Here is a 20,939-nt window from a genome sequence, read left to right on the forward strand (position 1 = left end):
TCACTTAACCAGGAAGATTGTCATGAAGGCTGATATCCATCCCGATTATCACACGATCAAGGTGGTCATGACCGATGGCACCGAATACGAAACCCGCTCCACCTGGGGTTCGGAAGGCGCCGTCATGAACCTTGAAATCGACCCCAAGTCCCATCCGGCATGGACGGGCGGCAACCAGCAGCTTATGGACCGCGGTGGTCGCGTTTCCAAGTTCAACAAGCGTTTCGGCGGCCTCGGCCTCTGATCCTCTTGCGGACGGATCGTTTAAAAAAAGCCCGGTTTTACCGGGCTTTTTTGTTGCCATTTTTCGGCGATGGCGCTCGCGCCCGCGTAGCACGCAAAGAAAAAAGCAGGCCGGTGAGCCTGCTTTTCAAATTGTCCGGATAAGGTCGTCTTTTCTCAGTTGATCGAGAAAGCCGTGCGCAGAAGGTTGAGCTGCGCCTGCACGCTGTTTTCATTGTCCGGCACCTTGGCGGCTTCGGATGGGCGATAGATTTCGCGGTCGAGCAGGGCGATGCGGTTCTGGAGACGCAGCGAGCGCTCGATGAGATCGCGGAAGGATTCCGGCAGGTCGTTCCAGCCGGGCGCGTTGCGGTCGACGTTGAAGCTGTCGAGTCGCACCTTGTTCTTTTCGTTCAGAACCTGATCGCGCGTCATTTCGCCGTTGTTGACGGCGCGCTGCAGAAGCAGCCAGGAGGCCATCTGCATCAGGCGGGTGGTGAGGCGCATCGATTCCGCCGCATAAAGCACCGAGGCCATACGCGGCAGCACCTTGGAGGCGGCGCGGCCGGCACCGTCGAGATAACTTGCCGTTTCCTCAACCAAGGTCATGCCTTCGGTATAGAGGGTCTTGAACTGGTTGGAAGCAGCCGCGCGACCCGCAAAGCTTATGGTATTTAAAACCTGTTCCGACATTTTCTTTAAATCCCTGCTCACGCACCACACTGTCAGGCAACGACGACCCGGATATTTTGTTCCGGCCTTTAGTGTTTTCAGGATGGTATCTTTACCTGAAATGCGCAAGGCAATTATTAAAGAAGGGTTAATACCCACAGTTTTACGGAAACCGGCCAGCGGCAAAAAAAGAGCCGCGAAAGCGGCTCTCAAGGTAAAACAGGGAGAAAAATCAGACCAATTCGCCGTATGGAGAAGATGCCTGAGGTCCAGAAGAACTGGACATGTATAGTAATCTCTCAGAAAGCTTAATTTTTGGTTAATGGTAAACGAAAGACTGCCCCGTAATATTCATTTTTGGGGGCTGGCTGAGCCTTAGCTTAAGGCAGCGGAAGTGCAGTCGTGTGTCTATTCTGAAGTGCGCATCAGGATCGGAAGAGATTTTCCGCCGCCTGCCTTCCGGCGGATTTCCGTGTCCTCTCCTCTTCGAGTCGGGTGATTTCGGCTTGCAGAAGATCGATACGGCTGCTCAGCTCGTCCACGGAAAGAAGGCTGAGATCGCCTCCGATCTCATGCGCTGCCGGTTTTTGCGGACGGTCATCGTCAAAGAGGCTCATATGCCTGCTCCTTTTTCCACATAGTCGCCATCGTCGCCTGGATATTGCGGCGCGCGCGGGTCAAGCGCAATACTTTCCGGCGTGACGAGCGGTGAGGGTGTCGTTGGCATCATCGTCGAGAAATTGTCTTTTTCCTCGGTTGAAAGCGCAGCGCGCCGGCGGCTTCTGATGATGGCATAGGCGGTGATGAGCAGATGCGCCACGGCCGTCACCAGGAACAGCGCATAGGGGCCGAAATGGGTCATGATCGCGCCGCCGAGCGTCGGGCCGATGATGGTGCCGATGCCGTAAAGCAGCAGCAGACCACCGGAAACCTTGACGAAGTCTTCCGATGCGGCGAAGTCGTTGGCATGGGCCACGGCGATGGGATAGAGCGCGTTGGCGGCGGCGCCATAAATGGCGATCATCGAAATCAGCACATAGACATCATGCGGCTGGACCACCGCGACAGCCAGGCCCGCGACCGCGCCAAGCCCGGCCAGCCCGGCCAGCACATAGCGGCGGTCTATCCGGTCTGAAAGCCGGCCTGCCGGAAATTGCGCCAGCGCACCGACGAAAATCGTGACGGACACCATGATGGCGATCATGGTCGGGTCCAGCCCTGCCCGCGCACCGAAGACGGCGCCGAGCGTACCGTAAGCGCCATTGGCAATGCCGATCATCAGAATGCCGATGAAGGAAACCGGTGAGTTGCGGTAAAGGGCCGGCAGATCCAGCTTCACCTTCTGCAACGGCTGTGGGCTCGCCGCTTTAGAAAGTGTGGCCGGCAGAATGGCGATGCAATAGATGATGCCGCAGATCATGAACAGCGAGGTATTGCTGATATCCCCCATCGGCACGATCATCTGCCCCGCCACGACGCCGAGCAGCGTGATGGCGATATAGAGCGAGAAGATCATGCCACGACTTTCATTGGTGGCGCGCTCGTTCAGCCAGCTTTCGATGATCATCGAGGTTCCGGCTGTGCAGAAACCGGTAAGCGCGCGCAGCGCGATCCATGAGGTGTCGTCGATGATAAGGCCGGTCATCAGCACCGTCAGGCACACCAGCGCCACGAAGGACCCGAATGCCCGCACATGGCCAGCGCGGCGCACTATGGCAGGCGCGACAAAGCAGCCGACGACGAAGCCCGCTGCCCAGGAGGTGCCCAGAAAGCCAAGAATTTCATTGGAGTAACCTTCCGCCGAACCACGCACCGGCAGCACGAGGCCCTGAAGGCCGTTGCCGAGAAAAAGAAACAGAGTGCTGGATAAAAGAGCGAATACGGGTAGAAGATTTCTGCTCATGAAAACACTCTCATGCGTTCGGACGGACGGTCGGACAGGTCATAGGACGGGCGTTACCCGAATGAGTTGCACTCTTCTGGTGAACGGTAAAAATGTCCAGCCTGTGACGATGCAGAAATAAAGAAAAGGCTCAATAAATGACAAAGGCGATCGGCCTTTTTTTACTGCTGGCCATGGTGGTCCAGATCATCCGGCCGCTTGGTCTGCCGGGCCTGAAAAAAAGAGGCGATTGCTGGAAGATCGCGGTTGCCGCCTTTGTCATCTGGTCGGTGACGCTGCTTCTGCGCCCGTAACGGAAAAGCCGCCCGTCGGAATGGTTTCAAGGGCTGGCAAAGTGCGAAAATCTCTCCACCGTACCATTCCTGTCCCCGGTAAGGCCCATTCAACCAGACGGAGGCTCGGCATCGGGCACGACTGACAATGTGTGCTTGAGGCATTTAAGTGCGAAACAGGAGCGGGAATGGCGCACGCCCTCGATCTTGTAAAGCTTGCGGCGCAGAAACTGCTCGTAGCCCGCGGTTCCCGCCACCGCCACCTTGATGAGATAATCATATTCGCCGGTCGTCAGATAGGCTTCCAGCACTTCGGGAAGAGCGGCCATGGCCTTACCGAAACGTTCCAGAACCTCATCGTCGTGACGTTCCAGCATGACCTCAATGATCACCGTCTCGGTCAGTCCTAGATGGGCCTGATCGAGAATGGCGGTATAGCCGCGAATGACCCCTTCGTCTTCCAGCCGCTTGACGCGCTGCCAGCAAGGGCTGGGCGACAGCCCCACCTTTTCCGATAGTTCCGTATTGCTCAGCCTGCCGTTCTCCAGCAGGGCCTGCAATATTTTGCGGTCAATTCTGTCCAGCGGCTTCGTCATGCCGGCCTCCCTGAAATATATCGCAAAAAAATCTGCCGTCCGTGGGGCCGCTTGCGAAAGAAGTGTTTTCCGAAGGGCACTTTGGCGGCGCCATTCGAAAGCACCTTTGGCTGGTCTTTGAGTACCGTACTGCAAGGTACAGGCAGCAGGGAGGAGCAGGCATGGCACCAACACAGCAACAGCATTTTCCAAGGCCGAGAACGCTGATACATCCCGGTATTTCTTCGCCGGTGCGTATCAACAGCCTGCGCTCGCCGTCTGCGCGCCATTTGCGGCTGTTCATCGCGCCGCGATGCAGCCTCTATGATGGAATCGTGCGGTCTTTGGCCGAAAACGGCATCGAAAATGCCTCTTTGACCATTCTCGGCGGTTATTTCGACATCCTGTCCTATTGCGTGGCCCCACCCGATCCTTCCGGCAGGGCGGTCATCGCCTATACGAAACCCATCGATGCCGGGGCGGCCTGGCTGGTTTTCGGCAACGCCACGCTGGGGCGGAGCATGAAGGGCGAGCCGATCGTGCATTGCCATGCCGCCATGCGGACTGCGGCGGGTGTCGTCAAAGGCGGCCATTTGCTGACGGAATCCTGTATCGTCGGAGAAGGCGGCATTTCCGCACTTGTGACCTCGCTCGACAGTTTCGTGCTGCAGCAGTCCTTCGATCCCGAAACCAATATTCCCCTTCTTCAACCCAGGAACCGCACGGAGCGCGCCGATGAACACGCATAACACTGTCGAATCCGGCTCCATGGGCCGCGTGGCCTATGCCCGCATCGCGCCCAATGAAGATCTCGTGCTGGGCGTCGAGAAACTGTGTCTGGCCGAAGGTTTCCGCAACGCCTTCGTGCGCGGCGCGCTGGGCAGTCTGGTGGATGCGTGCCTCGGCACTCGCAGCGGCGCGTTTTTGCAGATAAGCGGTCCTGCCGTTGAGATCGTTTCGATTGCCGGTGAGGTGCGCGCCCAGCCGGATGGCTCCCTGCGCGCCGCGCTGACCGGCGTTGTCGCCGATACCGATGGCGCGGTTTACGGCGGTCCCTTCATCGCCGGTGCCAACCCCGTGTGCATGACCTTTGAGGTGACGCTGGAAGAATGGTTGCCTGCGGAAAAGCCGCAGGCGGCGTGAGGTACGGTAAGGCGGGCGGTGGAGTTGCACCGCGCAACTCATGAGGCCGCCCCCTGTCTTTCGGTCAGAAGCAGCTCGAAAGTCACGCAGACCGGGTTTTTGCCGCGCACCAGCCGCCCGCCGCTAATCTGCGTGGTAAGATCGACCATCGCAATATCCAGCATTGCCCGTTCGCCACCCGTGGCGGAGGGGTGGATGCGGCCATTGCGGATGAGGATTTCGCTGGCATAGGCGGTGAGGCTTGTTCCGTCTTCATAATCCGCACCGATCAGGCTGCCGATACCATTGACCTCGGCCTCCCGCAGGTCGAATTGTCTGCAGGCGGCTTCAAGCGCCGTGCAGATATCGGTATTGGGCCGCACGGTGCACAACAGCGCCCGGAGCCCTGCATCTTTCCGGTTGCGCGGCTGCGTGATGGGCGTGAAGAGGGGGAAATTGGTTTCCTCATCCTTTTGCACGTCCAGAATGGCGCCATCCAGCGCTAGCGCCTCGAGCGGCGTTTCCCCGGCAAATTCGGACTCCAAAGGCAGCAGGTGGCCCATGGATAGAACGCCTTCGGTACTTTTCCACGAACCATGGCAGTGCAGGAACGGCTGACCGTCGCGCCGCCCCATATGCAGGCCGGCATCGATGATCGTGCCCCCCGGCATGGAGAATGTTTCGCTATACCAGGCGGCATGGGCGTCATCGGGTGCGGCTGCGGGCATCACATAGCGCAACCGCTTCATCGGCACATTTTTCAGTCTGACATAACCGCCATCGAAACCCTGTTCGACAAAGGCTTCTGCAATCGCCTCGTTGACGCAGACACCAGGTCTGGCATTCAGCGTGACCGGATGGGCGTGGCAGCCGACGACGCGGAAGCGTTCGGGTGTTGCCGGCCCCGGATGGACGATGCTGCGCGGAAGCCCCTCCGGGGGCATTATCGTCATACCGCAAGCCCTGCGGTAATGAAGCCACCGTCTACGGCCAGCACCTGACCGTTGATGTAGCTCGCGTCGTCCGACACAAGGAAAGCCACGGCAGAGGCGATCTCGTCCGTCCTGCCATAGCGGTGCATGGGAACGCGGCTGTGCCACTGGCTGCGAACATTCTCCGTATGAACCGCCTGGGTGAGGGGGGTATCGACGGGGCCGGGCGCAATCGCATTGACGCGAATGCCCGATTGCCCCAGCTCGTTTGCCATAACCATCGTCAGAAGATTGACGCCGCCTTTTGAAGCGCCATAGGCGCTGCGGCCGCGATTGCCACACATGCCGGAGACCGAGCTGATATTGACGATCGAACCGGAAATTGCGCGGTCCAGCCAGTAACGCGCGGCGGTGCGGGCCACGGCGAAACTGCCGACGAGATTAACGTCAACGATACGACGGAATTCTTCCACGCTGGTATCGACGGAAAGCTTGTCGATGCCGATGCCGGCGCTGTTGACGACGGCCACCAGATCAACGGCATGATCGGCGCCGCCTGCCGTCAAGGCGGCGAAAGCCTCTTCTATCGACGTCTCATCCGCCACGTTGCAGACGATGCCGCGCGAGGCATCGATACCGAGTTTTTCGCAGGCCGCATCCAGCGCCTCACGCTTGAGGTCCAAAAGCCATGGCTGCCAGCCGCGCGCCATTAAGAGCTGCGCCGTGGAAAAGCCGATACCCGATGCGCCGCCGGTGATGGCGACAGCGCCTTTTATCTCTCTCGTCTGCTGTGTCATACCGTCTCCTCCCGGTTATGCGTTACGGCCTTCAGCCGGTCAGTTTTTCCTCGAAAACCGGCATCTGGCCGCGCTTTTCCAGCTCCTCGCGGATCATCTTCTTGGTGATCTTGCCATAGGCGGATTTCGGCATGGCATCCCAGAACACAACGGCTTTCGGCAGCTTGTAACGGGCCATCTTGCCGTCGAGATAGGCTTTCAGGTCGATGCCGGCGATATCCGCGCCCTCCCGCGCCACGCAGACGGCGACGCCGACCTCGCCCCACACCGCGTCCGGCACGCCCAGAACCGCTGTCTCGCTGATATCCGGGTGCATCAGGATTTTCTCCTCGATCTCGCGCGGATAGATGTTCGAGCCGCCGGAAATATACATGTCGGAGGCGCGGCCGGTGATGTAGACGAAACCGTTCTCATCGCGGTGGCCAAGATCGCCGGTGCGGAACCAGCCGTTGCGGAAGGCTTTGGCATTGGCATCGGGATTATCGTAATAACCCGCGAAAACAGCAGGACCGATCACGCAGATCTCGCCGGTTTCACCGGCCTGAAGCTCCTCGCCCGCATCGTTCTGGATTTGCACTTCCATGCCGGTGCGATCAAAGCCGCAGGTGCCGATCCGCGCCTCCGGGCCGTCCTCGGCGTTGTGGAAGGAGGGCGGCAGCACGGTGATGTTGCCAGTCACTTCGCCGAGGCCGAAATATTGCACCAGCACCGGGCCGAGCTTGGCGAGCGCCCGTTTCTGATCGGCGCGATACATGGGCGCGCCGGCATAGATGACGTAGCGCAGCGAGGAATGATCGAAACGATCCACGGAAGAGTCTTCGATCAGCATTTTCAGAATGGTCGGCACGGTAAAGGCATTGGTGACACGCCATTTCTCGATCAGCGCCCAAACCGCAGGCACATCGAGTTTTTCCGCAGCCGGAAGCACCGTTTTTGCCCCATGCGCCACCTGCACCAGCTGGTGAATGCCCGCGCCATGCGAAAGCGGCGCAACGACGATGGAAGCGTCGCCCGGTCCGGTGCCGGGCATCAGATCGCAAAGATGGTTGGTGATGACGAAGGCCATCTGGCCATGGGTCAGCACCGCCGCCTTGGGCCGACCCGTCGTGCCGGAGGTGAAGAAGAACCAGCAGGGATCGTCCCGATCCACCGCCTGGCTTTTGACTTTCTGGCCCAGATGACGGGCCACGATGGTGTCGTAGTCCTCGCCGAATTCGGCCGTGCCAATGGCGATGGTGAAATCGATCGCCGTCGCTTCACTGCTGGCCCTTGCATGCTCGGGAAAAGCGCTGGCGCAGATCATGCCGCGTGCGCCGCTGGCTTTTGCCAGATAGGCCACCTCATCGGGCGACTGGCGATAATTGGTCGGCACCCACACCGCGCCCACGCGGAAGCAGGCGAACATGGATTCGAACATCTGGTTGTTGTTGGAAGACTGCACCAGAATGCGGTCGCCTTTCCTGACGCCGAATTCTGTTACCAGCGCCTGTGCCATCGCATCGACGCGGGCGTCCATTTCAGCCCATGTCCAGCTCTTGTCACCCCATACGAAGCCGATGTCGGCGGGGTTGCGGCGCGCTGCCTGGGTCAGGAAATGCGAGAGATTCATGACCCGCGTGGTCGAAGGCGCAACCCCGCCCGGAGGATGTATCGTCATTTCACGCGCTCCATGATCGAGACATAGTTGGCAACCGCGGTTCCCCCCATGTTGAAAACACCGGCGAGCGAGGCGTCGGGGATCTGCATGTCGCCCGCTTCACCCATCAATTGCATCGCCGCCATGACGTGCATGGAGACTCCGGTTGCCCCGACCGGATGCCCCTTGGATTTCAGCCCGCCGGAGGGGTTGATCGGCAGGCGACCGGTTTTCAGGGCCGTGCCTTCGCGCACCACCCGGTGGCCTTCACCGGGCTTTGCCAATCCCATCGCCTCATATTCGATGAGTTCGGCAATGGTGAAGCAATCATGGGTTTCGACGAAGGAGAGGTCGTCGAGCGTCGCCCCGGCGAGTTCCAGCGAACCTGCCCAGGCGCGGCGCGCGCCCTCGAAGGCCAGCGGGTCGCGGCGGCTGAGCGCCAGAATGTCATTGACATGCTTGCGCCCCCTGAAACCGATGGCCCGGTTGAGTGTCGCTGCGGTTTCCTCGTCGGCCAGAATGATGGCGGCGGCGCCATCGGAAATCAGCGAGCAGTCGGTGCGGCGCAGCGGGCCTGCGACATAAGGGTTTTTCTCCGATACCGTGTTGCAGAAATCGAAGCCGAAATCCTTGCGCATATGGGCATAGGGATTGACCGCGCCATTGGCGTGGTTCTTGGCGGCGATCATCGCCAGTTCTTCCGAGCGATCGCCATAGCGCTGGAAATAGGCCTGTGCTATGCGTCCGAACTGGCCGGCAAAGCCGCCGGAAATATCGGCTTCCTCAGCACGGTAGCAGGCGGATAGCAGGATTTCACCCACCTCGGCGGTTGGCAGCGCCGTCATTTTTTCGGCGCCGACAACGAGCGCGATGCGTCCACGCCCGGCCTCGATGAAATCCATGGCGCTGTAAAGGGTGGCCGATCCCGTCGAGCAGGCATTCTCGAAACGCACGGCGGGCGTATAGGCGAGGCGCTCATCGCCCATGGCCACCAGCGCGCCCTGAAAATCCTGTTTCGAGAAACCGTTATTCATGACGCCGACGAAAATGCCGTCTATATCGCCGACATCGACGCCGGCATGGTCTATGGCCGGCGCCACGACCGAAGCCATCAGTTGTTCGGTATTTTCAAGGGCCGATTTGCCGAAAGGCGAATGCGCCCAGCCGACGATCTGCGCTTTGCTCATTTGCTCGTTCTCCTTGTTTGCCGTTTCGCATCGCCTTCGCCGCGCGTGCGGGCGCGGCTGGCCATCATTTCCGCAATGCGTGCCTCGATGCGGGTCACTTCCTCGCGCAGCACCGCCGCCAGTTCCGGCTGGCGCTCCGGCCGCATGCGGCTGTCGACGGCGGCAATGCTCAACGCCCCCGCCACCGCGCCATCCGGTGTTCGGATGGCAACGCCGATACCCCAGGAATTCGAGAGGATCAGACCCGGATTGAGCGAATAACCATTGGTTCGCGTCAATTCGACATCGCGGCGCAGCCCGTCCAACGTGATGCCGGGATAGTTCGCGGCAATCAGCCCGCTATTGGCGGCAATGACGCTTTCCACCTCGGCATCGGGCAGCGCCGCCAGCATGGCGAGCGATCCCGCGCCAATGCCCAGCGGGTGCTCGAAACCGGCCTGAAGCGCATGGGTGCGCACCGGCCAGGTGCCTTCTTCGCGATAGAGGCACAATGCAAACGTATCGCGGCGAACGGAAAGGAAGCTCGAATCCTCGGTGCGGCGGGAAATCCGCGTCAGACTATCCTGGGCCATCTGCAGCAAGCCGAAACGGCGCGATGACAGGCTGCCTAGCACATAGGCTTCCTCGCCCAGATAATAACGGCGCGTTTCCTCATCCTGCTCCACCAGGCCTGCGCGGATCAGCGCCAGCAGCAGGCGGCGGGCCGTGGGCTTGTTCAGCCCGCTTTCGGTGACGATGACCGAAAGCGCCACACCGCGTTCGGCATGACGCCCCACCATTGATAGAAGTCCCAGCGCCCGGTCTACCGCGCGGGCGCCTGTCAGGTCGTTTTCCGTCGGGATCATCGTGGCCATATCAGGAAAACGCTCCCACCGCACAGCTTTGCCCGCCATCGACCGGCAGGCAGATGCCGGTGATGAACTTGGCTTCATCGGATGCCAGAAAGACTGCCGCATGGGCGATATCGAAGGCATCGCCCATGCGGCCGACCGGGACTGCAGCATTGCGCGCCGCCACCATATCCTCGACGGAGGCATATTGATTGCTGATCTGCTTGTAGATCAACGGCGTGTCGATCATTCCGGGCAGAACGCAATTGGCGCGAATGCCTTGGCGGGCATATTGCATGGCCAGCGCCACGGTTGCCTGGTTTACGGCGGCTTTCATGGCGTAATAGGCAAAATAGGGATAGCCGGTCCAGCGAATGGAGGCGAGCGAGGAGATGTTGACGATGGCCCCGCCGCCCTGCGCCAGCATCACCGGCAGCACCGCCTTGGCGGTGCGATAAACGGAGCCGATATTGAGGTCGACCGAGGCTCGAAAGCGTTCCTCATCCAGCTCGACCGGGCCGCCCATATGGGTCACGCCGACATTGTTGTGCAGAATATCGATGCCGCCGAAGACCTCGCAGGTTCGCGCAACCGTGGCCGATACGGAATCGAGTTCCGTGACATCGGCAGCAACCGCAATCGCCTCGAAACCTTCGCCGCGAATGATCTGGGCGGTTTCCTCGGCCGCATCAGCGGAGAGGTCGACACAGGCCACGCGCGCGCCTTCGCGGGCAAATTGCACGGCCGCAGCCTTGCCATTGCCGAAACCCGGACCAGATGATCCTGCGCCAAAAACAATGGCGCGTTTTCCCGTCAGGCGACCTGTCAAAACAGTCTCCATTACAATCGTCAGAAATAGTCGGGTCGGCCCCGCCTGATGCGGGGCCAGCTATTCAGCGGACCGATCAGGTCAGGCTGGCGCCAACGGCCTTTTCGAGAATGGCCCAGGCTTCATCGCCATATTTGCCCTTCCATTCGGAATAGAAACCGGCTTCCTTGAGGGTTGCACGGAAGAGTGAGGCGTCGGTGTCGTTGAAGGTCATGCCCTTGGCAATGAGGTCTTCCTTCACCGAGGCATTGAGTTTCGCCACATCGGCCCGCTCGTCCTTGCCGGCCTGATTGAGGTTTTTGGCAACGATGGCGCGCAGGTCATCCGGCAGGCGCTCCCAGGCGCGCTTGTTCGCCAGGAACCAGAAGCCGTCCCACATATGGTTGGTGACCGAGCAGAATTTCTGCACTTCGAACAGCTTGGCGGTGGAAATGATCGCCAGCGGGTTTTCCTGGCCATCGACAACGCCGGTCTGCAAGGCGGTGTAGACTTCAGCGAAATTGATCGAGGCTGGGGCCGACTTGAAGGCCTTGAACATCGAGGTCCAGAGCGGGCTTACCGGCACGCGGATTTTGAAGCTTTCGAGATCGGCCGGCGTGGCGATGGGCTTGGACGCGCTGGTGATCTGGCGGAAGCCGTTGTCCCAGATGGTGTCCATGGCAACGAGGTTCTGCTTGGCGATTTCGCCGCGTACATATTTGCCGAGATCGCCATCCATGGCTGCCCAAACCGAATCGTAGTTCGGGAAGGCGAAGCCGATGCCGCTGATGGATGCATTCGGCACCAACGTCGACAGGATCAGTGGCGAAAGCGTAAAGAATTCAACGCCGCCCGAGCGCACCTGGCTCAACACATCGGTATCGGCACCCAACTGGCTGCTGGGGAAGATGTTGATATTCACCTGGCCGTCGGTTTCCTTGGCGATACGGTCAGCCGCTTCCTTGGCGCGGATGTTCATGGGATGCGCGGCAGGCAGGTTGTTGGCGTATTTATAATTGAATTGCGCAGCGCGGGCGCGCGACACAAAAGCGGTGGCAAGAACGGCAGAACCGGCGCCGGCCAACACGGTACGTCTGTTGATATTCATTGCTTTCTCCTCCCAAAATAAAAGCATGTGTCATTCATCGGCGTGGCGGGTGGACCCGCCACGGTCTCAGAGCAGAATTGTCGAGAAGCCCGGAATTGCCGCAATCAGCAGCAGACCGATGACCATGGCTGCGAGATAGGGCCAGATGGCGCCCATGGCCTCGTCAGGCGAAACATTGCCTATCTTGCAGGCGATATAGAAACCGATGCCGATGGGCGGCGCCATCAGGCCGATATTCATGGCGACCACCACCACCATCGAATAATGGATGTCGTTGATGCCAAGCGTGCGGGCAATGGGGAACATGATCGGTGCGAGCAATACGATTGCCGGCAGGCCTTCCAGCACGCAGCCGAGGATCATGAAAATCAGGATCGACACGACCATATAGGTCATCCAGCCGCCCGGCAGATCGGTGATCATCGCGGTCAGCTGGAAGGCAAAGCCGCTCTGCGTCAACCCCCAGGCCATGGCCGAGGCGCAGCCGAGGATCAGCAGGATCGCCCCGGAAAGGGCTGCCGTCTCCACCAGCATGGAATAGAGCTTTTTGAGGCTGATGCCGCCATAAAGCACCGCACCGATAATCATCGCATAGAGCACGGCAATGGTGGAAACCTCGGTTGCCGTCGCCACGCCGCCGCCGACGAGGCTGCGGATGAGGAAGGGCAGAACCAACGCCGGGGCGGCAACCAGCGCTGCCTTGCCCACCAGCGGCCACGGGGTGCGTTTTGCGCCTTCCATGTTTTCATGCCGCGCCTTCCAGCGGGCCAGAACGGCCAGTACCAGAAGCAGCACCATGGCGATCATGAAGCCGGAAGTGAACAGGCCGGCAATCGACACGCCCGCCGCCGAACCGAGAACGATCAGCACGATGGAGGGCGGAACCGTATCGGCCATGGCGGCGCCGGTGGCGAGCAGCGCAATCATTTCCTTGGGCTTGTGGCCACGGCGCTTCATTTCCGGAAACAACGCCGGTGCAACCGTCGCCATATCCGAAACCTTGGAGCCGGAAATGCCCGAGACCAGAAACAGCGAGCCGAGCAGCACATAGGACATGCCCGCGCGAATATGGCCGAACATCGAGGATAGTAGTTCGACAATCGCCTTGCCCATGCCGGTGGCATCGAGCACGCAGCCCAGCAGCACGAAAACCGGCACCGACAGCAGAATGATGCCCGACATGCCCTCGTCAATGCGACCGATCATCACGATGGTCGGAACCCAGGTGGTAAAGGTCAGGTAGGCGAGGGTTCCAAGGCCGAAACAGAAGGCGATCGGTACGCCCAGCACCAGAAACACCGCCACGAACAGGCCGAGGAAGATCGCCAGATTGAAATTGCCGAAAGTTTCGAGCGTCGGCGATGCCAGATAGAGCAGGCCGGAGGCGACCGCGACGGTGACAACGGCTGCGATGATGTCCCGCAGATTTTCCCTGCGGAAGAGATTGTTGAGGACCAGCAGCAGCATCAGACAGGCGCCAACCGGCAATGCCGCGGCGCGGAAGGACATTGGAATATTCAGCGCCGCCGAGGTGACGACCCATTCCTCGATGGCATATTCTATCGCCGGCTTGATAATCGCCGCAAGAAATGTCGCCACCAGCACCAAAGCGAGCGAATTGACATAGCCCAGAATGCGCTGCGGAAACATGTTGAGAAACAGCGTCAGTCGCAGGTGTTCGCTACGATCGATGGCAATTGCCGCACCCAGCATGGCAAACCACAGGAAGCTCAACGACGCCGTTTCATCGATCCAGACGATTGGCAAATGCAGGGCATAGCGCGATGTCACGCCCAGCAGAAGCAGGCCGATCATCACCGCCAGCAGCACAGCCGCCACGGCCTCGATGGGTCGCATGAACCATGAGCCTGTTACCGGTCCGGTATGCAAAAGCTCTCCATCGAGTACAAATACATCGTCATTCGCGTTTGCGGTCATGGTCATCGGGGCCTCCTCTCCCACAGAACAACCTTCGCAACGGACTGCGGCAGACAAAGAAAGTTATCCGCGTCGAGGCCAATATCATGACCGACGCATCAGGATATATCTGTCATTGCCAGACCGGCCAGACCCCTCCAAAAGCCTGAAACTAGCGGTATATTGCCTCCACAATATGGACCGTTAAAAAACTATGCATTCGGGATACACAGGAAAAGTGCCAAAATCAACTGTATAAATGCAGTATTGCGCGGTTTTCATCGCGTGTTTATAGGTCCACATAGTGGATCATACTATAATTGATTGAAATTTATCTGTGATGTAACGAGCGTGCAGCAATTTCCGGGGCTTTTCGGAAGCCCGTCGAGACGAAAGCGCTTATGATGTCAGCGATCCGGATGGTCTGGCGCTATGCGCTGGAGAAGTCGGGGAGCAAATCCGCTGCCTATTGCGGCAATGACGGTCATAAAGTCGTCAGGTCGCACGACTTGAGCGGATAAGGCTGCCCATGGTGGACATGCTTCCACGCAGGTAGCGATGCAAAATCAAAACGGTTGAGAATTATCAGTCAGGTAAAATGAAAGACGATTGGTCCGGGTGACGGAATACGGATGATGATCTTGCTTTATCAAACGAAGCAGCCGCCCGTTGGGGCGGCTGCTGTTTATCTGATGTTCTCTGTCAGCCTCAGGCTGCCTTTTCGAGTTCCTGCTTCCAGTTACCCTTGGCGGCGAGGCTGTTCATCGCGGCGCGGTGCGTGAAGGCGCGCTGGCCGGCGGCGACATTTTCCTGCTTGCCGCCCCATGTCTTGAGGGCCGTATCCTGAAGCGCGCGGCCGTAGGAATAGGTCAGAGACCAGGGCAGGTCGTAACCGGAATTCATGGCGGAGAGATGTGCGGTTGCCTCTTCGGAGGACTGGCCGCCGGAAAGGAAGGCGATGCCCGGAACGGCGGAAGGCACGGTCGCCTTCAGAACCTTCACGGTCTTTTCGGCCACTTCCTCGACGGAAGCCTTGCGGGCCTTCTTGCCGTCGATGATCATGTTCGGCTTGAGGATCATGCCTTCAAGGTTCACGCGAGCGTCGAACAGGTCCGCGAAGACGGTCTGGAGAACCCATTGCGTGACTTCCGCACAGCGGTCGATGTCATGCGTGCCCGGCTCGCCGTCCATCAGCACTTCCGGCTCCACGATCGGCACGATATCCGCCTGCTGGCAGAGGGCGGCGTAACGGGCGAGCGACTGGGAGTTTGCCTTGATCGAACCCCAGCTCGGACGCTGCTCACCAATGGTGATGACGCCGCGCCACTTGGCGAAACGCGCGCCGGCCTCATGATACTTGCGCAGGCGCTCGTAAAGACCGTCGAGGCCTTCGGTGATGAATTCATGCGGATGGAAAGCCATCGGCTTGGCGCCGATATCCACCTTGATGCCCGGCAGGCTGCCGGCCGCCCTGATGATATCCACGAAAGGCGTGCCGTCGGCGGCCTTCTGGAACAGGGTCTCTTCATAAAGGATGACGCCGGAGATGTATTTCTTCATGGCGTCGTCGGAGCGGAACAGCATCTCGCGATAATCGCGGCGGGCGGTCTCGGTGGACTCCAGATTGATGCTGTCGAAACGCTTTTTGATCGTTCCCGTGGATTCGTCGGCGGCGAGCAGGCCCTTGCCGTCGGCGACCATTTTGATTGCAATGTCTTCGAGACGTTCGGTCATTTGCTATTCTCCCAAGGCACAATAAATTTCCGATAACAGAAGTTCCAGGGCAGGGAAATGGCACGCTAACTCATTGAAACGATTGAAATGATTTCAATCGTTTGAAACTTTTCCTCCCGGTGCCGCTTACCAAAAAGCAAGGCCGGACAAGCATGGCTTGTCCGGCCTTGTGTCAGGCAAGTAGGGTGAGTTTACTTGGCGGCGGTCAGGATGGCAACGCCCGGCAATTCCTTGCCTTCCATCCATTCGAGGAAGGCGCCGCCGGCCGTCGAAACATAGGAGAAATCCTCGGAAACGCCGGCATGATTGAGCGCGGCCACGGTGTCGCCGCCGCCGGCGACGGAGACGAGCTTGCCGGCCTTGGTGCATTCCGCCGCGTGTTTTGCAGCGGCAACGGTCGCCGTGTCGAAGGGCTCGATTTCGAAGGCGCCGAGCGGGCCGTTCCAGACCAGCGTTTCTGCCCGCGAAATCCAGGCCTTGATGCTTTCGACCGATTTCGGGCCAACATCGAGAACCATGGCGTCAGCGGGAATGGCATTGATGTCGACCGTTTCATTGGCCGCACCGGCCTTGAATTCGCGAGCCACCACGCCGTCTTCCGGCAGGACGATGGCGCAGCCGGATGTCGCGGCTTCAATCATGATCTGCTTTGCGGTTTCGGCCAGATCGTGCTCGCAGAGCGATTTACCGACATTTGTCCCACGGGCTGCGAGGAACGTGTTTGCCATGCCGCCGCCGATGACGAGGGCATCGACCTTCTTGACGAGGTTCATCAGGAGATCGATCTTGCTTGAAACCTTGGCGCCGCCGACGATGGCGACCACCGGACGGACCGGCTGGCCGAGGCCCTTTTCCAGCGCCTCAAGCTCGGCCTGCATGGTGCGGCCGGCATAGGCGGGCAGGTGGCGTGCAAGGCCTTCGGTGGAAGCGTGGGCGCGGTGGGCGGCGGAGAAGGCGTCGTTCACATAGATATCGCCATTGGCTGCCAGAGCTTCGACGAAGGCCGGATCGTTCTTTTCTTCGCCCTTGTGGAAACGGGTGTTTTCCAGAAGCAGGATATCGCCATCGTTCAGTTTCGCGACGGCATCCGCCGCCGGTGCGCCGATGCAATCGGTTGCGAAGGAAACGGCATGATCCAGCACTTCCTCGACGGCAGGCACGATCTGGGAAAGCGACATGTCGGCCACCGGTTCGCCCTTCGGACGGCCGAAATGGGCAAGCAGAATGACTTTCGCGCCCTTGGAGGACAGTTCCAGAATGGTCGGCGCAACGCGTTCGATACGGGTTGCGTCCGTCACCTTGCCATCTGCGACCGGCACGTTGAGATCAACGCGGACGAGAACGCGCTTTCCGGCAATGTCGTTGAGGTCGTTGAGGGTCTTGAAAGCGGGCATAGGTCGATCCTGATTTGTTGCGAGTTCGGCACGGACCATACTATGCCTGATTGACGACGCAAGCCGGTCAGGCCTCATTTTCTCTCACTGTATTCGGAGCGGCGGGGGCGCTTTCTTCAACGCTGGCGGAGTGTGGCTGGCGCTTCTCTGCCAGATGGTTGCGCACACGATTGAGGATTTCCGAAAAGCTGATGAAGATCGGCAGGCTGGTAGCCGGTTCCACCGGTTCGAGGGAGATGCCCACACCCGTTATCGCCTCGTGTTCGTCCAGTGTGCGAACGATCAGGACGATGGAGCCGAGGCGCACGCGGTCGGCATAATCGGCCTTTCCGGCAAGGCGCGCTTCGATGAGTTCCGCAACGCTCATCGCCTGTTCGGCGGGCGAAAGCAGGCCGGGACCATAGGCTGCGTCCAGCTCCTTCGCCGGACGGGCTGGCGAGATCGCGAAGGTGCCGAAGAAATCGGCGTCGTCATCGGCAACCGGCAGGGCGCTGGCGAACAGCCGGTCGATAAGGCGGGAATAGCCGGGCGCGATGAAGAGGTAGACGAGATCGTTCTCGCGCAGCCGCCCGGCATATTGATAGCGGATCGATTTGCCGTCGCGCACCACCAGCGAAGGCATGGCCCAGCGCGGAATACGCTCGCCCTGCATGATGGCGCTGCCTTTCGCGACCCGGTAGGAGATCAGCTCATGATTGGCGGTGCCGGGCAGGTCGACTTCCAGCTTGTCCACCTCACCCATGCGCGGCGGCACGATCAGCCCGAGTCGTGTCGCCACCGGCTTGATGGTCCAGCCCTGCACGAGGAGTGACACCAGCACGATGATGAAGGCGGCGTTGAAATAGACCTGCGCATCGTCAAGCCCGCCGAGAATTGGCATGATGGCGAGCAGGATGGAGACGGCCCCGCGCAGGCCCACCCATGCCACGAAGGAGGTTTCCTGCTGGGTATAGTTGAAGGGCATGAGGCTCAGCCACACCGCCAGCGGGCGGGCGACGAAGATCAGGAAAAGCGCCAGCAGCACGGCTGGAATGGCGATTGCCGGAAATTGCGACGGGGTGGCCAGAAGACCGAGCATGAGGAACATGATGATCTGGGCAAGCCAGGTCAGCCCCTCATGGAAACGGCGAATGGTTTCCTTGGCGAAGATCCGGCGGTTGCCGGCAACGATGCCAGCCACATAGACCGCCAGAAAACCGCTGCCGCCAATTGTACCGGTGAAGGAAAAGACCAGCAGCGCCAGCGCCAGCACGAAGATGGGCGCCAGCCCGCGGTCGGCGGCGAAACGGTTGACGACGGTGGCGATCATGACGCCGCCGAGCAGGCCGAAAATCACGCCAAGGCCCATCTGCTCGATGAAAAGCAGCAGAAAGCCGCTATCGATGCCGGCCAGCCCCTGGCCCTTGGCGATGATTTCGACCAGGGCGATGGTGAGGAAGATCGCCATCGGATCGTTGGTGCCGGATTCGACTTCCAGCGTCGAGCGTACCTGATCGCGGATATGGATGCCGCCGATGCGCAGCAGGAAGAACACGGCCGCCGCGTCCGTGGAAGCGACGATGGCGCCAAGCAGCAGGCCCTCAAGCCATGAAAGCCCGAGCAGGAGGGCCGCCGCGCCTGCAAAAAAGACGGATGTGAGGACGACGCCGACTGTAGCGAGAGCGACGGCGGGTGCTGCGGAAAGCCGGAAAGACTGGATGGACGTGCCGAACCCGGAATCGAAGAGGATGACGGCGAGCACAAGCGAGCCAAGCATATAGGCCAGTGGATTGTTGGTGAATTCGATACCGAGACCATCCACACCAGCCACAAGGCCGATCATCAGGAAAAGCAGGAGGAGGGGCGCGCCGAAGCGGAAGGCGATGAGGCTGGAAAAGGCGGCGACGAGAACGAGAACGGTTGCGACCAGCAACAGAAGATAAAATGATTCCACGTCCACCGCCTCATTCAAACCGCGTTGATGGACCGCAACCCGTGGCGCAATGAATGCTCTGCGCGTCTGCAGTCAATGCGCCACGGGTTGCGGTCTGTCAGCGCTGTTTCGGGTGGCGTTGAAAGGCGACGCAAGGCGGGGTGTATCGAATGATACGGCAGGGCCGAAGTGCATTGCGCACGACCGTTATCCCTGTGTTTCTTGTCCGTCCCAAAGTGGACCAGACAAAGGCAGGAAATGGGAATTTTTTCGGCGTGCAGGGAAAACATGCAAGGCCCGGAGAAGCGTCACATACCCCCGCAAAAACAATTCATCCACCGGTGTTTCAACGTAACATAGAGACAATGCAGCTGCGTTAGTTCTCGCCTCCGAATTGCTTTTCCCCATTATCGGAGCGATCGGATGAAACGGATATCTACCTTTATGATGCTGCTGGCGGCCGGCCCGATAGTTTCGGGTTGCTCGAGCACGGAGCAGACGGCAGAAAACATGGCCGCGCAACGAGAGCGCTGTCGCGTCTTCGGCTATTACGAAGGCTCGCCGGATTTCGCCGACTGCATGATGAAACTCTCCATGCAGCAAAGCGAATTGAGGCAACAGACTTTCGATACGATCTGGAGCAGTGCCGGCAATTCCGGTCCGGTCATTATCAACAATAGAAAATGACGAATGCGCGCGCCTCTTCCGGCTGGTTGAGGGACGGCTTGCATCGTCGATCGGCCGGTGACGTTTTTCGATCCGAAGCGCCCCGCCTTGCTTCGGGATCGACGCCGGCGGGATCCCTCACTCCCGTCGGCATTTTTCAGGCAAACAAAAACCGGCAGGATTGCTCCTGCCGGTTTTTTTATGGAAGCGATGCCTGCTTAGATGGTCTTCGCGAAGGCGACGGCCGTGTCCGACATGCGGTTGGAGAAGCCCCATTCGTTGTCGTACCAGGACAGAACGCGCACGAACTTGCCTTCCATAACCTTGGTCTGGTCGATAGCGAAGATCGAGGAATGGCTGTCGTGGTTGAAGTCGCGGGAAACCAGCGGCTCCTCGGTATAGCCGAGAATGCCCTTCAGCTTGCCGTTGGCGGCAGACTTGATCGCCTCGTTGATTTCCTCGACCGTCGTGTCGCGCTTGGCGATGAACTTGAAGTCGACGACCGAAACGTTCGGGGTCGGAACGCGGATCGACGTGCCGTCCAGCTTGCCCTTGAGGTGCGGCAGAACGAGGCCAACGGCCTTGGCTGCACCCGTCGAGGTCGGGATCATGGACAGGGCTGCGGCGCGGGCGCGGTACAGATCCTTGTGCATGGTGTCCAGCGTCGGCTGGTCGCCCGTGTAGGAGTGGATCGTGGTCATGAAGCCATGATCGATGCCGACGACGTCATCGAGAACCTTCACGACCGGCACGAGGCAGTTGGTGGTGCAGGACGCGTTGGAAATGACCAGATGGTCCTTTGTCAGCTGGTCGTTGTTGACGCCGAAAACGACCGTCAGGTCTGCGCCGTCAGCCGGAGCAGACACGATGACGCGCTTTGCGCCGGCCGTCAGGTGAGCGGCAGCCTTGTCGCGGGCGGTGAAAATGCCCGTGCATTCCAGCGCGATGTCGACGCCGAGTTCCTTGTGCGGCAGCGTTGCCGGATCGCGAACGGCCGTCACCTTGATCGGCTTGCCGCCGCCAACGATGATCGTGTCGCCTTCGACCTTCACATCGGCCGGGAACTTGCCGTGGATCGAATCGTAACGCAGCAGGTGTGCGTTGGTCTCAACCGGGCCGAGGTCGTTGATGGCAACGACTTCGATATCGGTGCGGCCGGATTCGACGATGGCACGCAGGACGTTGCGGCCGATGCGGCCGAAGCCGTTAATGGCAACTTTTACAGTCATTTACAGTCTCCCGAACAAGAATG

The 20,939-nt window shown here is 59.8% G+C and carries 21 protein-coding genes; 5 read left to right on the forward strand and 16 right to left on the reverse strand.

Annotated features, from left to right (window positions below; genetic code table 11):
- The first annotated feature begins 22 nt into the window (after positions 1 to 22).
- Positions 23 to 244, forward strand: a complete 222-nt coding sequence (gene rpmE / locus ACQZ5N_RS06610; protein ID WP_003497640.1) for a 50S ribosomal protein L31 — start codon at positions 23 to 25, stop codon at positions 242 to 244.
- Between the two features lie 155 nt (positions 245 to 399).
- Here the strand turns inward: rpmE and rcdA are convergent, their stop codons facing one another.
- From rcdA to ACQZ5N_RS06625, 3 genes are all read right to left on the reverse strand, one after another.
- Complete coding sequence (gene rcdA, locus ACQZ5N_RS06615; protein WP_035262902.1) at positions 400 to 915, reverse strand: protease adaptor protein RcdA; 516 nt, start codon at positions 913 to 915, stop codon at positions 400 to 402.
- Between the two features lie 404 nt (positions 916 to 1,319).
- Complete coding sequence (locus ACQZ5N_RS06620; protein ID WP_003506186.1) at positions 1,320 to 1,511, reverse strand: DUF1192 domain-containing protein; 192 nt, start codon at positions 1,509 to 1,511, stop codon at positions 1,320 to 1,322.
- Positions 1,508 to 2,797, reverse strand: coding sequence for an MFS transporter (locus ACQZ5N_RS06625; protein ID WP_035262904.1), 1,290 nt, complete (start codon positions 2,795 to 2,797; stop codon positions 1,508 to 1,510). The genes ACQZ5N_RS06620 and ACQZ5N_RS06625 overlap by 4 nt, the downstream gene beginning before the upstream one ends.
- Before the next feature lie 137 nt (positions 2,798 to 2,934).
- Here ACQZ5N_RS06625 and ACQZ5N_RS06630 point away from each other — a divergent pair, with 137 nt between their 5' ends.
- The gene (locus ACQZ5N_RS06630; protein ID WP_003520354.1) at positions 2,935 to 3,090 is read left to right on the forward strand and encodes a hypothetical protein; all 156 of its coding nucleotides are present in this window, start codon (positions 2,935 to 2,937) and stop codon (positions 3,088 to 3,090) included.
- An 89-nt stretch (positions 3,091 to 3,179) separates the two neighbouring features.
- Here ACQZ5N_RS06630 and ACQZ5N_RS06635 read toward each other — a convergent pair whose 3' ends face one another.
- Positions 3,180 to 3,665, reverse strand: coding sequence for an Lrp/AsnC family transcriptional regulator (locus ACQZ5N_RS06635; RefSeq protein WP_448732468.1), 486 nt, complete (start codon positions 3,663 to 3,665; stop codon positions 3,180 to 3,182).
- 161 nt (positions 3,666 to 3,826) lie between these two features.
- On the opposite strand from ACQZ5N_RS06635, the gene ACQZ5N_RS06640 reads away from it, so the two are divergent.
- The gene (locus ACQZ5N_RS06640) at positions 3,827 to 4,393 is read left to right on the forward strand and encodes a DUF296 domain-containing protein (RefSeq protein ID WP_448732469.1); all 567 of its coding nucleotides are present in this window, start codon (positions 3,827 to 3,829) and stop codon (positions 4,391 to 4,393) included.
- Positions 4,380 to 4,787, forward strand: coding sequence for a PPC domain-containing DNA-binding protein (locus ACQZ5N_RS06645; RefSeq protein ID WP_003520351.1), 408 nt, complete (start codon positions 4,380 to 4,382; stop codon positions 4,785 to 4,787). Before ACQZ5N_RS06640 ends, ACQZ5N_RS06645 begins: the two co-directional genes overlap by 14 nt.
- A gap of 38 nt (positions 4,788 to 4,825) precedes the next feature.
- Here ACQZ5N_RS06645 and ACQZ5N_RS06650 read toward each other — a convergent pair whose 3' ends face one another.
- The 11 genes from ACQZ5N_RS06650 to ACQZ5N_RS06700 form a co-directional block, all read right to left on the reverse strand.
- Positions 4,826 to 5,719: a PCC domain-containing protein gene (locus ACQZ5N_RS06650; RefSeq protein ID WP_448732470.1), complete on the reverse strand. Its 894-nt coding sequence runs from the start codon at positions 5,717 to 5,719 to the stop codon at positions 4,826 to 4,828.
- Positions 5,716 to 6,495: an SDR family NAD(P)-dependent oxidoreductase gene (locus tag ACQZ5N_RS06655; RefSeq protein WP_174058048.1), complete on the reverse strand. Its 780-nt coding sequence runs from the start codon at positions 6,493 to 6,495 to the stop codon at positions 5,716 to 5,718. The genes ACQZ5N_RS06650 and ACQZ5N_RS06655 overlap by 4 nt, the downstream gene beginning before the upstream one ends.
- A 31-nt stretch (positions 6,496 to 6,526) precedes the next feature.
- Positions 6,527 to 8,152, reverse strand: a complete 1,626-nt coding sequence (locus ACQZ5N_RS06660) for an acyl-CoA synthetase (RefSeq protein ID WP_448732471.1) — start codon at positions 8,150 to 8,152, stop codon at positions 6,527 to 6,529.
- Positions 8,149 to 9,318: an acetyl-CoA acetyltransferase gene (locus ACQZ5N_RS06665; protein WP_448732472.1), complete on the reverse strand. Its 1,170-nt coding sequence runs from the start codon at positions 9,316 to 9,318 to the stop codon at positions 8,149 to 8,151. Before ACQZ5N_RS06665 ends, ACQZ5N_RS06660 begins: the two co-directional genes overlap by 4 nt.
- A complete protein-coding gene (locus ACQZ5N_RS06670; RefSeq protein ID WP_448732473.1) occupies positions 9,315 to 10,172 on the reverse strand; it encodes an IclR family transcriptional regulator in 858 nt (285 codons plus the stop codon). The genes ACQZ5N_RS06665 and ACQZ5N_RS06670 overlap by 4 nt, the downstream gene beginning before the upstream one ends.
- A 1-nt stretch (position 10,173) precedes the next feature.
- On the reverse strand, positions 10,174 to 10,977 hold the full coding sequence (locus ACQZ5N_RS06675) for an SDR family NAD(P)-dependent oxidoreductase (RefSeq protein ID WP_162936068.1): 804 nt from the start codon (positions 10,975 to 10,977) through the stop codon (positions 10,174 to 10,176).
- Positions 10,978 to 11,053: 76 nt separating this feature from the next.
- Positions 11,054 to 12,064, reverse strand: a complete 1,011-nt coding sequence (locus ACQZ5N_RS06680; protein ID WP_003520342.1) for a TRAP transporter substrate-binding protein — start codon at positions 12,062 to 12,064, stop codon at positions 11,054 to 11,056.
- A gap of 66 nt (positions 12,065 to 12,130) precedes the next feature.
- Positions 12,131 to 14,008: a TRAP transporter large permease gene (locus ACQZ5N_RS06685; protein ID WP_142780742.1), complete on the reverse strand. Its 1,878-nt coding sequence runs from the start codon at positions 14,006 to 14,008 to the stop codon at positions 12,131 to 12,133.
- Positions 14,009 to 14,689: 681 nt separating this feature from the next.
- Complete coding sequence (locus tag ACQZ5N_RS06690) at positions 14,690 to 15,715, reverse strand: class I fructose-bisphosphate aldolase (RefSeq protein WP_448732474.1); 1,026 nt, start codon at positions 15,713 to 15,715, stop codon at positions 14,690 to 14,692.
- A gap of 191 nt (positions 15,716 to 15,906) precedes the next feature.
- Positions 15,907 to 17,109 (reverse strand): phosphoglycerate kinase, encoded by a 1,203-nt coding sequence (locus tag ACQZ5N_RS06695; RefSeq protein WP_448732475.1) that lies wholly within the window; start codon positions 17,107 to 17,109, stop codon positions 15,907 to 15,909.
- Between the two features lie 67 nt (positions 17,110 to 17,176).
- The gene (locus ACQZ5N_RS06700; protein WP_448732476.1) at positions 17,177 to 19,042 is read right to left on the reverse strand and encodes a potassium/proton antiporter; all 1,866 of its coding nucleotides are present in this window, start codon (positions 19,040 to 19,042) and stop codon (positions 17,177 to 17,179) included.
- Between the two features lie 423 nt (positions 19,043 to 19,465).
- On the opposite strand from ACQZ5N_RS06700, the gene ACQZ5N_RS06705 reads away from it, so the two are divergent.
- On the forward strand, positions 19,466 to 19,708 hold the full coding sequence (locus tag ACQZ5N_RS06705) for a hypothetical protein (RefSeq protein WP_448732477.1): 243 nt from the start codon (positions 19,466 to 19,468) through the stop codon (positions 19,706 to 19,708).
- Positions 19,709 to 19,905: 197 nt separating this feature from the next.
- Here ACQZ5N_RS06705 and gap read toward each other — a convergent pair whose 3' ends face one another.
- Positions 19,906 to 20,916 (reverse strand): type I glyceraldehyde-3-phosphate dehydrogenase, encoded by a 1,011-nt coding sequence (gap, locus tag ACQZ5N_RS06710; protein ID WP_003523203.1) that lies wholly within the window; start codon positions 20,914 to 20,916, stop codon positions 19,906 to 19,908.
- Positions 20,917 to 20,939: the final 23 nt, after the last annotated feature.

The organism is Agrobacterium sp. 22-221-1 (assembly GCF_053522445.1).

What these genes read in the sequence shown, in the direction of transcription:
- rpmE (WP_003497640.1), top strand. Translation starts at nt 23, where the DNA reads ATGAAGGCTGATATCCATCCCGATTATCACACGATCAAGGTGGTCATG.
- rcdA (WP_035262902.1), bottom strand. Translation starts at nt 915, where the DNA reads ATGTCGGAACAGGTTTTAAATACCATAAGCTTTGCGGGTCGCGCGGCT.
- ACQZ5N_RS06620 (WP_003506186.1), bottom strand. Translation starts at nt 1,511, where the DNA reads ATGAGCCTCTTTGACGATGACCGTCCGCAAAAACCGGCAGCGCATGAG.
- ACQZ5N_RS06625 (WP_035262904.1), bottom strand. Translation starts at nt 2,797, where the DNA reads ATGAGCAGAAATCTTCTACCCGTATTCGCTCTTTTATCCAGCACTCTG.
- ACQZ5N_RS06630 (WP_003520354.1), top strand. Translation starts at nt 2,935, where the DNA reads ATGACAAAGGCGATCGGCCTTTTTTTACTGCTGGCCATGGTGGTCCAG.
- ACQZ5N_RS06635 (WP_448732468.1), bottom strand. Translation starts at nt 3,665, where the DNA reads ATGACGAAGCCGCTGGACAGAATTGACCGCAAAATATTGCAGGCCCTG.
- ACQZ5N_RS06640 (WP_448732469.1), top strand. Translation starts at nt 3,827, where the DNA reads ATGGCACCAACACAGCAACAGCATTTTCCAAGGCCGAGAACGCTGATA.
- ACQZ5N_RS06645 (WP_003520351.1), top strand. Translation starts at nt 4,380, where the DNA reads ATGAACACGCATAACACTGTCGAATCCGGCTCCATGGGCCGCGTGGCC.
- ACQZ5N_RS06650 (WP_448732470.1), bottom strand. Translation starts at nt 5,719, where the DNA reads ATGACGATAATGCCCCCGGAGGGGCTTCCGCGCAGCATCGTCCATCCG.
- ACQZ5N_RS06655 (WP_174058048.1), bottom strand. Translation starts at nt 6,495, where the DNA reads ATGACACAGCAGACGAGAGAGATAAAAGGCGCTGTCGCCATCACCGGC.
- ACQZ5N_RS06660 (WP_448732471.1), bottom strand. Translation starts at nt 8,152, where the DNA reads ATGACGATACATCCTCCGGGCGGGGTTGCGCCTTCGACCACGCGGGTC.
- ACQZ5N_RS06665 (WP_448732472.1), bottom strand. Translation starts at nt 9,318, where the DNA reads ATGAGCAAAGCGCAGATCGTCGGCTGGGCGCATTCGCCTTTCGGCAAA.
- ACQZ5N_RS06670 (WP_448732473.1), bottom strand. Translation starts at nt 10,172, where the DNA reads ATGGCCACGATGATCCCGACGGAAAACGACCTGACAGGCGCCCGCGCG.
- ACQZ5N_RS06680 (WP_003520342.1), bottom strand. Translation starts at nt 12,064, where the DNA reads ATGAATATCAACAGACGTACCGTGTTGGCCGGCGCCGGTTCTGCCGTT.
- ACQZ5N_RS06685 (WP_142780742.1), bottom strand. Translation starts at nt 14,008, where the DNA reads ATGACCATGACCGCAAACGCGAATGACGATGTATTTGTACTCGATGGA.
- ACQZ5N_RS06690 (WP_448732474.1), bottom strand. Translation starts at nt 15,715, where the DNA reads ATGACCGAACGTCTCGAAGACATTGCAATCAAAATGGTCGCCGACGGC.
- ACQZ5N_RS06695 (WP_448732475.1), bottom strand. Translation starts at nt 17,109, where the DNA reads ATGCCCGCTTTCAAGACCCTCAACGACCTCAACGACATTGCCGGAAAG.
- ACQZ5N_RS06705 (WP_448732477.1), top strand. Translation starts at nt 19,466, where the DNA reads ATGATGCTGCTGGCGGCCGGCCCGATAGTTTCGGGTTGCTCGAGCACG.
- gap (WP_003523203.1), bottom strand. Translation starts at nt 20,916, where the DNA reads ATGACTGTAAAAGTTGCCATTAACGGCTTCGGCCGCATCGGCCGCAAC.